This is a genomic window from Nonomuraea purpurea, from assembly GCF_042650645.1.
Lineage (GTDB): Bacteria > Actinomycetota > Actinomycetes > Streptosporangiales > Streptosporangiaceae > Nonomuraea > Nonomuraea purpurea.
Genome location: NZ_JBHSBI010000029.1, coordinates 95371 through 107174, shown reverse-complemented (window position 1 = coordinate 107174; position 11804 = coordinate 95371). Strand labels below are relative to the sequence as shown.

Genomic DNA, 11804 nt, shown 5'->3' with positions numbered 1-11804 from the left:
CGTGCGAAAGCGCCCGCCGGCAGTGATCGGGGCCACCGGATTCATCGGATCCCGGCTCGTGTCCGGGCTGCGCCGGGCCGGGCATGAGCCGGCCTCGTTCAACCGCACCCGCCCACCCGTGACCGACGGCCGTCCCGCGCTGGGGTTGCGCGAAGCCGAGATCGCCTTCTTCCTCGCGACGCGGACGACCCCGGCGCTCGCGGAGTACCGGCCCGGGGAGATCGCGGCGGAGCGGGCGCTGCTCATCAGCGTGCTGGAGGAAGTGGCGAAATCGGGCCGTCGGCCGGTGTTCGTGCTCGCCAGTTCGGGAGGCACGGTCTACGCCCCGCACGCCTGGCCGCCGCACGCGGAGTCCGCGCCCACGGGACCGACCTCCGCGTACGGCCGGGCGAAGCTGCAGTTGGAGCGCGATCTGCTGCACTACGCGGACCGGGTGCAGCCGGTGGTGCTGCGACTGGGCAACGTCTACGGGCCGGGCCAGCGGCCCACGCAGGGCTTCGGCGTGCTCGCCAACTGGCTGGCGGCCGCGGCCCGCGACGAGCCGGTCCGCCTCATCGGCGATCCTCAGGTGGTCAGGGACTACGTGCACGTGGACGACGTCACCGGGCTCCTGGCGACGCTCCACCGGTACGTCAGGGACGACAAGGCCGACCGGGTGCCCGCCATCCTGAACGTCGGCTCCGGCGTGCCCACCTCCCTGGCCGGGCTGCTGGACATCGTCTCGGCCTCGGTCGGGCGCGAGCTCACCGTGATCCGGGAGCGCGGCCGGCACTTCGACCAGCGCAGCACCTGGCTGGACTCCTCCTTGGCCGCCGCCTCGCTGGGGTGGCAGGCGACGACCAGTCTCGATGAGGGCGTGCGCCAGTACTGGAAGCAGGTGATGCAGGCCCAGTCGAGCGTGGACGTGATCGGCAGCCTGTGATCACATCTGGTCGGGCCGGTGCTGGGAGGAGATCGGCGTGCGGGACCGGCGCAGCCGCAGCAGAAGCCCGTGGACGGCGCCGGCGGCGGTGGCGGCGCCGTACAGGCAGGCCAGCGGCCAGCCCGCGGTGCGGTGCCTGTTCCACTCTTTGCGCAGTCCCGGGACCGTCTCGTTCCTGCCAGCCTCCGTCCTCCCCTGCCAGTAGGCCCGCCGCAGGAGATAGCGCAGCCGCAGCCTGCCGCGGTCCACGTCGTGCACGACGGAGTGCTCCGGCAGCAGCGCCTCCCGCCCGCCCGCCCGTCTCATCAGCTTGATGAAGGTGGTGTCCTCGCCGGACTGGAGGCTCTTTCCGGTACGGCTGAGCTTCAGGTCGAAGCGGAGGCCGTGGGCATGGGCGAAGGCGGTGTCCACCGCCATGCAGGCCCCCCAGATCTTGATCTCGCCTTCGTCGCGGTGCCAGCCGACGAGGTGGAACTGGCCCGGGGTGAAGTACCACGGCAGGCGGCACGGCGGCCGGCGCAGCCGGACGCCGGCCATGTGAGCGCCGGCGCGCAGGGACTCGCGGACGGCGGTGACGGCCGCCTTGTCGAGCCGGACGTCGTCGTCGGCGAACATCACATGATGCTCCGGCCATTCCGCGAGCACTTCGTTGCGGGAGGCCGACAGCCCCCGGGTGGCGCCGATGATGCGCATGGTTCCGCCCGCCGCGCGCACTTCGGCGGCCACCTTCTCCGCCTCCGGGCTGGCAGGCCGATCGAGGAGCACGAAATACTCGTCTCCGGACAACTGGGCCAGGTTATGACTCACATGCTTGAGCACGTTCTCACAGCGGAAAGCGCAAATCGCCACCACCATCGGCCGGTCCCGCGGGTCGTCGTCTCGCATCGTTCAGTCTCCACCGGTAGGCATTGAAAGTTCGAGGCCAGTCTTGCCGTAGTTTTATAGGGAAATTCCTAGCCTATTATCAAGCTTATTATGCGTATGCCTGAGAATATGAAAGTAAGCTTTCCGATGGAGGTCGGGCATGTTTCCACGGGCGCACCGAGTGGCTGCGGGAGATCCGCCGCTCACCTCTCGCGCGCAGTGTCGCCGCAGGAAACCGAGAACGGCGTCGCGCCATGGCGGATGCCTTTCGCCGACCTCCTCCTCTTCTTTCCGAAGGCGGCGCGGGCCGGGCGGCGACGCCCTCGGCGGTGCGGGTGACGCTCGCGACCGACGCGAGATGGCGGCACCGCCGTCATACGGCCAAGCCGGCGCCCGAGGCGGAGCAGCCGCCCATCGTCGGGCGGGTGGACGTCGTGGTGGACCAAGACCTCGTGGCGGGCGTTCCGATCGAGACGGGGAGGCGGTCCACGACTTCCCGGTGGACACGCTGCCCGCCTCATCGGCTCCCCGGTGGGTGCACTGCGGTTCTGCTGAGTCTCAGGGGCGGGGAACCCTCTCACCCAGTCGCACCTGGCCCGCCGCGGTCGCCCGGTCTCTGAAACCGGATCTGACCTCGCCGGCCATGGGAGCGGGCTGCCAGATACGGCCGTTCTGCAGTCCGCTGACGCGAGACCTGCCAGTGGATCTCATTTCCTGCTGCCCGGTCATCAACTTCTGCGACAGACGCCTTCCAGCGCAGCCTGATCGACTTCGTTCCAACTCTCAAGGAACGGTAAAGCGTTCCAAGCGGGGCGGCGGGATGCGGCCGTCGTGCCGCGGCGCTTCCGGCGGCCACGTGCCGGGGAGGAGAATTCCCATCGAATACGCTTTGGCGACGAGCGCCGGACGGTTCGGCACTCGAAGCTGCTGCAGGAGCTTGCTGACGTGGTATTCGACCCCTTGGCGACTCAGATACAGCTTGCCGGCGATCTTAAGGGTTCGCTCACCCGCGGCGATGCTTTCGATGATTTTGACGTGCAATTCCGATAAGGGGGTAGCAGAGTTGGAGTGCATGGTCCTCTTATCTATCGACCTTGTCCATGCCTGCTGGCGTCGATCAATGCGATCGACGTCCTCGTCCTCTAATTTGTTTTCACATGGCATCCCCCTCTCGTCGGACCGAGGGCCGGTCATGCCGCGTTACACAGTGATGTCATGCCGCTACACAAGAGAGCGCTGACCCACGCCAAAGGCACGATTTGGTGGCCCATACTCTATTGGGAACATAGTTGTCAAGCACTCGGTAAGTATGCCTAACTCAACTAGTTCGGAACACTTAGCAACGATAGCACGCAAAACCGGACCAATGATGATCTTGAAATCGCTCTAGTGGATTTACTAAACGCCACCCACCCGCGCCACAGAACGTCTCTGCGGTAGACCGTGTCCATCAGCGCGTGGAATCCACGTCCGGGGTCGGCCTTGGCCGCCCGGTACAGCGCATGCTGCAGGACTCGGACCGGATCACGCGGAACCCGTGGTTCCCGCGACCCCGACGCGGCGGGACTAACCTGACCGGCACTCACCGGGCCACCTCCGTGCACCATGACGCATCGACGAAGCAGCGGCCCTTCCCTCCCCGCCGGTTGTGTTGTCCGGTCAGGTCAAGCAGTACTATGGCCGTCTCCGACGCCCACCCGGCCGGCCATCCACTTCCCGGCTCGGACCGGTTATAGGACGCCACGCTCCGGCAACATCTTCCGCAGGTCACCGGACCGGGGAGGGCCTCCCCAGTTCCCGCCGCCACTGTCGATACGTTCCGCGCCCCATACGCGGGGAAGTTCTTCGCGGCAGCGCTCCAGGCTCTTCACCGCTTCCGTGGCCTTCCCCCTGGATTCGGGGGCTCGGCTCTTCCTGTTCCCGCCTTTGCAAGCGGACCTCTAACGACGCCGCAGGCTTCGCGTCCGTTCTGCTGGGCGCACGAATTCATGAGGTCAAGAAGAACGGCGAGGTCATCGGCCGGCAGCGAAGCCACAGCGGGGGGTGAGGAGCGATCCTGGCCACGGCGAGCAGGTCATCACCCGGCGAGATCCGCGCACCCCTGGCGTCCCAGGACACCTGTGCCGCCGAGCAGGACGACATGCCCTCCGCTCAGCTGTGTCTCCTGATCGGTTCGCGGAGCGAACTAAGCCTGCGCCCGATCCCTGATCTGGTCGACCAGCTGCGCCTGAACACGGATCGCCACCTCCGCGTCGGCGGGCTGCTCCGAAGTGCTCACAGCGCGGAGGAACGCGCGGAGGGTGGTGGCGAACTGGTCCTCGGGCGGCAGGGTCAGCTCCCGCACCTCGTCCTGGCGCTCCAGCCTGATCACCGGATGCCAGGTCGGCGGAGGCGTGTAAGCGCGGTCGACGAAGATCCGCCCCCCGCTGCCCCACAACGCGTAATCGCAGCGGTAGCCATGCTCGAACCCGAAGGCGACATGAGCCGTCCTGCCGTCGGGCGTACGCAGCAACACGTCGCCCGACACGTCGACGCCGTACTCCGGATCCTGCTTCAGCGTCGCGCCGACCACTTCGAGATCGGGGCCGAGGAAGCGCTGGGCCGTGCTGAGCGGGTACACGCCGACGTCGAGCAGCGCGCCGCCGCCCAGGTCTGGCCGGTATCGGATGTCCTTCGGGCTGAGCGGGGGGAAGCCGAAGGCGGCGCTGAGCATGCGCAGTTCACCGACCTCCCCACCGGACACCAGGTCCTGGACGGCGGTGTGCAGGCCGTGCCGGAGAGATGTGAGGTTCTCCATCAGCGTCAGCCCGCGTGACCCGGCCAGCTCCAAAACCTCGACCGTGTCGACGTGTCGCGTGGTGAGCGGCTTCTCCACGAGCACGTGCTTGCCGGCGTTCAGCGTCCTGACGATCCACTCCCGATGGAGTCCGGCGGGCAGCGGGATGTAGACGGCGTCGATGTCCGGCCGTTCCAGGAGCGCCCGGTAGTCCTCCACGGCCTGGCCGCCGAATCGGTCGGCGAACACCTTGGCCTTGGCCATGTCCCTGGCCGCGACGGCCACCAGTTCGACCGCGGGCTCACACTGGATCACCGGTAGGGTGCGGCGCCAGGCGATGTCGGCGCAGCCCAGCAGGCCGAGCCTGAGCGGATGCGTGGACACGACGCTCACCACAGACTGTGCAGGCAGGTCAGCAGGCTGCGTGCTTCCACGTTGACGTAGTAGCCGTGCCGCAGCAGGGTGGTGAGCTGGTGGGCGGTGACCCAGCAGAAGTCCACCGGCACCTCCAGCGGGAAGTCCTCGTCGGCTTCCACCAGCAGGTAGCGGTTCTGCGAGTGATGGAACCTGCCGCCCTCCTCGGCGAGGACGGTGTCGTACAGGATCCGCTCGGCGGAGACGCCCAGCACGTAGTCGAGGAAGATCGGCGGGCCGCCGGGATGGTTCTCCGGGTTACACTGGACGGTTGGTCCCATCTCCATGGCGTCCAGGAGGCCCGCCTGGAAGCGCGCGTGGACGAGCAGGTGCGCCACCCCGTCGACGTTCTTCACCACGAAGGCGACCAGCCCGCACCCCTGCGGGTGCAGCAGCGGCTGGTCCCACTCGGCCGCCTCACGGTGGTTCGCGCGTACGGTGACCCCGACGATGCTGAAGTGGCGTCCGTCTTCGTGGGTGATCTCCTCCCCGGGGCCCCGCCAACCCGGCAGCCCGCGCAGGGGAACGCGACGGACGGCCAGCTCGTGGCGGCTCTTGGCCGAGGTGAACCAGCTCAGGACGTCCACCGTCCCGTGGTGGGGCGTGCCCTGCCCGTTGACGGACCGGGCCAGTGCCGCGGCCATCCCCTCCTCCGTGAGTGCGCTGCCGACGTCGGAGAAGAAGAAGGCGGGCAGGCAGGACAGCACAGTCCTGGTGTCCGTGTTCACGAGCCCGTCGATCCGCAGCAATCGCCTGATCTCCGGCAGGGACAGCCAGCGGTGCTCGTCGGAGACGTGCAGGTCGTCGTCGACCAGGACCTGCCCGGCGGGCGGGCGGGTGAAGTACTCGAGGTACTTCACGCGGCTGCCGCGGTGGACGCCGGCGTAGTTGCTCCGCGTGGCCTGGACGATCGGCGAGAGCTGCATCGTGTTGAGGTCGCCCGGCTCCATCTTGGCCTGCACTAGGCAGTGGGGAACGCCGTCCACCATCTTCACCAACAGGCCGAGGATACCGATCTCCGGCTGGTTGATGATCGGCTGGCTCCACTCGCGAACCGCGCCGTAGCTCGTGCGGACATGCAGCCCTTCGACCACGAAGAACCGGCCGCTCTCGTGCCCCAGGTTCCCTGTGGCCTCGTCGAACGCCCATCCGCGCAGCTCGGTCAGCGGCGCGCGGTCCACGTGGCAGCCGGACATCCGGGTCCGCTCCGCGAACCAGGAGAGGAATCCCTCGCTTCGGCCGCCTCCGCCGGCAGCGAGGTTATGGTGGCTATCCAGATCTGCTGAGGTCATCACGTGTCCTTAGGTCTTCGAGCCGTCCGGCACGAGGGCTCACCACAACGAGGCCACCTCGGGCGCCTTGGTGTCGAGGTCGTGGCGCGAGTCCCACAGCAGCCGCAGATCGCTGTCCACCATCATGGCGACCAGCTCCTCGAAGGAGACGGCGGGCTTCCAGCCGAGCTTCTCCCCCGCCTTAGCCGGATCGGCGCACAGCTGGTCGACCTCGGCCGGACGCAGCAGCGAGGGGTCCACCACCACGTGCTCGCGCCAGTCCAGGCCGACGTGGGCGAAGGCCGACGCGACCAGCTCTTTCACGCTGTGCGTGACGCCGGTGCCCAGCACGAAGTCCTCTGGCTCGTCCCGCGCCAGCATCAGTGCCATGCCCCGCACGTAGTCCCCGGCGAACCCCCAGTCGCGTTCCGCGTCCAGGTTGCCCAGTTGCAGGGTGTCCCGCAGGCCGAGCTTGATGGCGGCCACGCCGAGCGACACCTTCCGCGTCACGAACTCGGCGCCGCGCACCGGCGACTCGTGGTTGAACAGAATGCCGGAGACCGCGAACATGCCGTACGACTCACGGTAGTTCTGCACCGTGTAATGGCCGAACGTCTTCGCGACGCCGTACGGGCTACGCGGGTGAAACGGCGTGAGCTCGCTCTGCGGGGTCTCCCTGGTCTTTCCGAACATCTCCGACGAGGACGCCTGGTAAAAGCGCGGCTGCCCCGGCCCCGGAGCCTGGGAGGCGGTCACCCCGCTGACGATCCTGAGCGCTTCCAGAACACGGAGAACGCCCATCCCCGTGATCTCCGCCGTGGTCGCCGCCTGCTGCCACGAGATGGGGACATAGGACAGCGCGCCGAGGTTGTAGACCTCGGCCGGCTGCACCTGCTCGATCGACGCGATCAGACTCGACTGGTCCAGCAGGTCACCGCTGACGAGCCTGACCTCCGGATTGGGCCGCTTCTTCCCACGGGTGGCAGGCGGCGCCTGGCCCCGTATCATCCCGAATACCTCATAACCGGCGGCAAGAAGGTGCTCAGCGAGATAAGTGCCGTCTTGGCCGGTAATCCCAGTGATCAGTGCGCGCTTAGTCAGGATAATCTCCAGCCATGAGGCCATCCGCGCGAGGTATCGCCTTGCGCCGACGGTCAACTGTCATCCAGCCATAGTTGAAACGGACGCGTTGCCCTTATCGCGCTTCACGATACGCAACATTCTTTCCGACATCACGAATCGGCAAAACAGTGTAGTGAATCTACTAGTGAGCGCCGCCGGCGCCTGGCGCGTCTGCCCTGGGCAGACGCCGTCACGGCCGACCGGCGCCAAAATCTAGCATTTCCCTCAGCTCCAATGCCGCCGGGGCACGTTAGCCTCGGTTACTCCTGCGCCCGGAGGAACGACCTGAGTGGAGGTCGCATGAAAATCGAAGTCCTCAAACCGTCCTGCAACTTGGATACCGTCAGAGATGGGCGCGGCGGCATTTTCACGTGGGTGCCGCCCGACCCCATCCTGGAATTCAACATGCTGCACATGCACCCTGGAAAGGTGCGCGGCCTGCACTACCATCCGCACTTTGTCGAATACCTGCTCTTCGTCGAGGGCGAGGGCGTGCTGGTCACCAAGGACGACCCCGACGACCCGAAGTGCCCCGAGGAGTTCATCCACGTCGCCCGTGGGGTGTGCACCAGGACGCCGAGCGGAGTCATGCATGCCGTACACGCCATCTCGTCGCTGACGTTCATCGCCATGCTCACCAAGCCGTGGGACGAGTGTGACCCGCCGCTGGTGCAGGTCGAGCCCTTGCCGCACACCTTGGAGCGCGTGTGAGAGTCGCCGTCGCCGGCGGGCGCGGCTTCGTCGGATCGGCCATCGTCCGCGCCCTCGGCGGCGCGGCCGTACCCGTCGATCGTGAGAACTACGAGGAGGCACGCCGCAGCGGCCCGTTCGACGTGCTGGTCAACGCGGCCTGCCCGTCCCGCCGCTACTGGGCGCGCCACCACCCCGAGGACGACCACCGCGAGACGGTGGCCAAGACCGAGGCGTTCCTGCGCGACTGGGAGTGGAAGAGCTTTGTCCAGATCAGCACCATCTCCGCGCGCACCCAGCTGGACACCCCCTACGGCCGGCACCGGGCCGAGGCCGAGGAGCTCTGCGCGGGCCGGCTCATCGTCCGCCTGGGCCCCATGTACGGCACCGGCTACAACAAGGGCGTCCTGCAGGACATGGTCGGCGACCGGCCGGTCTACGCGGCGGGGTCATCACGGCAGAGCTTCGCGCCGGTCGACTGGTGCGGCCGGTGGGTGGCTGGGCATCTCAACTCCGAGGGGCTGTGGGAAGTGGGCGCGCGGACGACGATCACCTTGAGGGAGATCAGGGACGCCGTCGGCTCGCGCTCCACCTTCGACAGCGACTGGGTCGATGACCAGTTCCCCGTGGTCACCGGCCCCGAGGCCGACTGGCCGGACGCCTCGGACGTGGTCTGCTGGCTCAAAAATCACAGCCGTCCTGGAGAATCATGACAAGTCAACCGCACATGACGGTCATCGACCGCTGCCGCATCTGCGACAACACCGACCTGCTGCCCGTACTCGACCTGGGCGCGCAGGCCCTCACCGGCGTCTTCCCGCGCACCCTCGACGAGCCTGTGCCGCAGGTCCCGCTGGAGCTGGTGGTCTGCTCGCCGAGCGGCTGCGGGCTGGTGCAGCTGCGCCACACCGCGGACTTCGGTCTCATGTACGGCGAGCGCTACGGCTACCGGTCAGGTCTGAACCGTTCCATGGTCGAGCACCTGCGCGGCAAGGTCGCCGCCATCATGGACATGGTCGAGCTCGGCGCCGGCGACCTGGTGGTGGACATCGGCAGCAACGACGGCACCCTGTTGTCGGCCTACCCCGTCGGCGGCCCCACCCTGGTCGGCGTGGATCCCGCGGCCTCCGCCTTCGCCGAGTTCTACCCCCCGCACGTCGAGCGGATCACCGACTTCTTTTCCCGCGACCTGCTCGGCGGGCGCCGCGCCAAAGTCGTCACCTGCATCGCGATGTTCTACGACCTGCCACGGCCGCTGGACTTCATGCGCGAGGTGCGGGAACTGCTGACTGACGACGGCATCTGGATCATCGAGCAGAGCTACATGCCCGCGATGCTCCGCGCCACCGCCTACGACGTGGTTTGCCACGAACACCTGGACTACTACGCGCTGCGCCAGATCGAGTGGATGGCCGAGCGCGCAGGGCTGAAGGTCCTGGACGCCGAACTGAACGCGGTCTACGGCGGAAGCCTCTCGGTCGTCCTGGCCAGGCATACGGCCGGTTCCCAGGTCAACGAAGCGGCCCTGGCAGCCATCCGCAGCGGAGAAGAGGATCTCCCACTCGCCTCGTTCGCGCGGCGGACCGTGGAGCACCGCGACCGGCTGCTCAACTTCCTCGCCGAGTCGCGGAAGAACGGCCTGCTCACCCTCGGGTACGGCGCCTCGACGAAAGGCAACGTGATCCTGCAGTACTGCGGGCTCGGCGAGGCCGACCTACCCTGCATCGCTGAGGTGAACCAGGACAAGTTCGGCTGCTACACCCCTGCCACTGGCATCCCGATCGTCTCCGACGAGGAGGCCAGGGCACGCCACCCCGACCAGTTCCTGGTCCTCCCGTGGATCTACAGGGAGCCGATGATCGCCCGCGAGCGCGACTTCCTGCGCTCAGGTGGGAAACTGGTCTTCCCCCTGCCCGAACTGGAGGTGGTGACCGCGTAGGGCACCCGATCCCCGACATCAGCAGCCGGCAAGAGAATTGTCAGCGACCCACATCAAGCAGCGCCCACGCCGAAACAGTGGGCGACCACAAACCAGCAGCGACCATCTATTCCGGCCGGCCGGCGGGGGCACTGTCTTTCAGCAGGACACGATGCTCATCCGCCAGACGGCCGCCAACCAGCGAGTCCGCCCTGCAGCGACCCGCTACGACTGATAGGACACAGGTGCCGGCGGTTCAGCGAATCACCACGCGCAATGCTCGGTTCCAGCAGTGGGAGTCTCTGCTCACCAACCGCAACAAGCGGACCCGAGCCCGCGAATTCCTGGTCCAGGGAGTCCGTCCGATCTCACTCGCGGTGGAGCACGGCTGGCCCGTCCACGCGCTCATCTACGACGGGCAGCGCAACCCGTCGAAGTGGCTGGAGGAGCTGCTGCGCGCCGTGCGGGTCGACCGGATCGCGATGGCTCCCGAGATGCTGGCGGACCTGGGTGAGAAGAACGAGGCGCCGCCCGAGGCCGTCGCCGTCGTCGGAATGCCCGCCGACGACCTCGGCCGCATCGCGGTCGGGGACGACTTCCTGGGCGTCGTGTTCGACCGCCCGACGAGCCCCGGAAACATCGGCAGCATCATCCGCTCGGCCGACGCCCTGGGCGCGCACGGGCTGATCGTGGCGGGTCACGCGGCCGACGTGTACGACCCGAAATCGGTCAGGGCGAGCACGGGCTCGTTGTTCTCCCTGCCCGCGGTCCGGGTGCCCGCGCCGGGCGACGTGGTCGGCTGGGTGGCCGCGCAGCGTGACCGCGGCAAGCCGATCGTCGTGGTGGGCACCGACGAGCACGGCGACTGCGACGTCTTCGACTTCGACTTCACCCAGCCGACGCTCCTGCTGGTCGGCAACGAGACCAGCGGGCTCAGCAGCGCATGGCGCGAGGCGTGCGACACGATGGTGAGCATCCCCATGGTCGGAGCCGCGAGTTCGCTGAACGCCGCGAACGCGGCCACCGCCATCCTTTATGAGGCGTCCCGGCAGCGGATCACCGTGGCGAGGACCGGCGGCCGGCCACAGTGAGGTCGGCGGCGGCGAAGAAGGCGACGGCTCTGGTGCCGATCCGCAGTGACTGACGCGGGCGGACGCCCGCCCCCGCGGGCACGCGGCGGCCGCGGACGGCCACGGCGACCACCGTGTGCGGGGGCAGGACCTCCCCCAGCGCCGCCATCATCGCCGGCAGGTTCTTGTCCTGATGACTTCCCTGCCAGCTGGTCTGCTCGTCATAGGGCGGATCGGTGAGCACGATGTCCGGCTCGTCGCCGTCGATCGCCGCGGCCAGCTGGGCGGGGTCGAAGACGTCGGCCGGCCGGAGCACGTGGTGGGGCACCGGGCCACCGCTCGCGGCCAGCCGGCGGGCCAGCCGCTCCGCCGCCTCGGCGGCCAGCGCGTAGCCGGGTTTCCCGAAGCGTTCCGCCCGGTCTGCCAGTTCTGCCGCCCTGTCCCGCAGGCCGGTCTCGGTCAGCAGGTTCAGGTTGGCCCGTGCCGTACCCAGTACGTCCTCGGACAGGTCGGAGGCCAGCAGCGTCTTGACGCGCGGGCGGTGGAGCAGGGCCAGCACGGTCAGCAGGTAGCCGCTCCCGCAGCAGGGGTCCCACACCACGGCCGGATCCGCGCCACCGCGCAGGGCCAGGGCACGCTGGAAGATCTCGGTGGCGAGCCGTACCGGGAAGGCGGGCATGCCGGGGGCGGAGTGGAGGACGGAGCCGCTGGCGAGGTCGCTGTAATCCACCCGCGCCGTCTCGTACAGGTATACCAA

11 protein-coding genes and 1 pseudogene are annotated in these 11804 nt (G+C 68.1%); 6 read left to right on the top strand and 6 right to left on the bottom strand.

Annotated features, from left to right (window positions below; genetic code table 11):
* The first annotated feature begins 1 nt into the window (after position 1).
* The gene (locus ACFOY2_RS41220) at positions 2-922 is read left to right on the top strand and encodes an NAD-dependent epimerase/dehydratase family protein (protein WP_379533557.1); all 921 of its coding nucleotides are present in this window, start codon (positions 2-4) and stop codon (positions 920-922) included.
* On the opposite strand, the gene ACFOY2_RS41215 is transcribed toward ACFOY2_RS41220, so the two are convergent.
* Positions 923-1807, bottom strand: coding sequence for a hypothetical protein (locus ACFOY2_RS41215; protein ID WP_379533556.1), 885 nt, complete (start codon positions 1805-1807; stop codon positions 923-925). It lies immediately after the preceding gene.
* A gap of 90 nt (positions 1808-1897) precedes the next feature.
* On the opposite strand from ACFOY2_RS41215, the pseudogene ACFOY2_RS41210 reads away from it, so the two are divergent.
* A pseudogene (locus ACFOY2_RS41210) lies at positions 1898-2406 on the top strand (hypothetical protein).
* A gap of 163 nt (positions 2407-2569) precedes the next feature.
* On the opposite strand, the gene ACFOY2_RS41205 reads toward ACFOY2_RS41210, so the two are convergent.
* From ACFOY2_RS41205 to ACFOY2_RS41190, 4 genes are all read right to left on the bottom strand, one after another.
* A complete protein-coding gene (locus ACFOY2_RS41205) occupies positions 2570-2860 on the bottom strand; it encodes a LuxR C-terminal-related transcriptional regulator (RefSeq protein ID WP_379533555.1) in 291 nt (96 codons plus the stop codon).
* 1111 nt (positions 2861-3971) lie between these two features.
* Entirely contained in the window at positions 3972-4946 is a 975-nt protein-coding gene (locus tag ACFOY2_RS41200; RefSeq protein ID WP_379533554.1) for a Gfo/Idh/MocA family protein, read from the bottom strand.
* Between the two features lie 5 nt (positions 4947-4951).
* On the bottom strand, positions 4952-6253 hold the full coding sequence (locus ACFOY2_RS41195) for an NDP-hexose 2,3-dehydratase family protein (protein ID WP_379533603.1): 1302 nt from the start codon (positions 6251-6253) through the stop codon (positions 4952-4954).
* A 54-nt stretch (positions 6254-6307) separates the two neighbouring features.
* The gene (locus ACFOY2_RS41190) at positions 6308-7372 is read right to left on the bottom strand and encodes a GDP-mannose 4,6-dehydratase (protein ID WP_379533553.1); all 1065 of its coding nucleotides are present in this window, start codon (positions 7370-7372) and stop codon (positions 6308-6310) included.
* Between the two features lie 297 nt (positions 7373-7669).
* Between ACFOY2_RS41190 and ACFOY2_RS41185 the strand changes: the two genes are divergently transcribed.
* The 4 genes from ACFOY2_RS41185 to ACFOY2_RS41170 all read left to right on the top strand — a co-directional run bounded on the left by ACFOY2_RS41185 (position 7670) and on the right by ACFOY2_RS41170 (position 11068).
* A complete protein-coding gene (locus ACFOY2_RS41185) occupies positions 7670-8080 on the top strand; it encodes a cupin domain-containing protein (protein ID WP_379533552.1) in 411 nt (136 codons plus the stop codon).
* Entirely contained in the window at positions 8077-8772 is a 696-nt protein-coding gene (locus ACFOY2_RS41180; protein WP_379533551.1) for a hypothetical protein, read from the top strand. The genes ACFOY2_RS41185 and ACFOY2_RS41180 overlap by 4 nt, the downstream gene beginning before the upstream one ends.
* On the top strand, positions 8769-9998 hold the full coding sequence (locus ACFOY2_RS41175) for a class I SAM-dependent methyltransferase (RefSeq protein ID WP_379533550.1): 1230 nt from the start codon (positions 8769-8771) through the stop codon (positions 9996-9998). Before ACFOY2_RS41180 ends, ACFOY2_RS41175 begins: the two co-directional genes overlap by 4 nt.
* A gap of 224 nt (positions 9999-10222) precedes the next feature.
* Entirely contained in the window at positions 10223-11068 is an 846-nt protein-coding gene (locus ACFOY2_RS41170; RefSeq protein ID WP_379533549.1) for an RNA methyltransferase, read from the top strand.
* Here the strand turns inward: ACFOY2_RS41170 and ACFOY2_RS41165 are convergent.
* Positions 11034-11804, bottom strand: coding sequence for an rRNA methyltransferase (locus ACFOY2_RS41165; protein ID WP_379533548.1), 771 nt, complete (start codon positions 11802-11804; stop codon positions 11034-11036). The two genes, ACFOY2_RS41170 and ACFOY2_RS41165, sit on opposite strands and share 35 nt — an antisense overlap.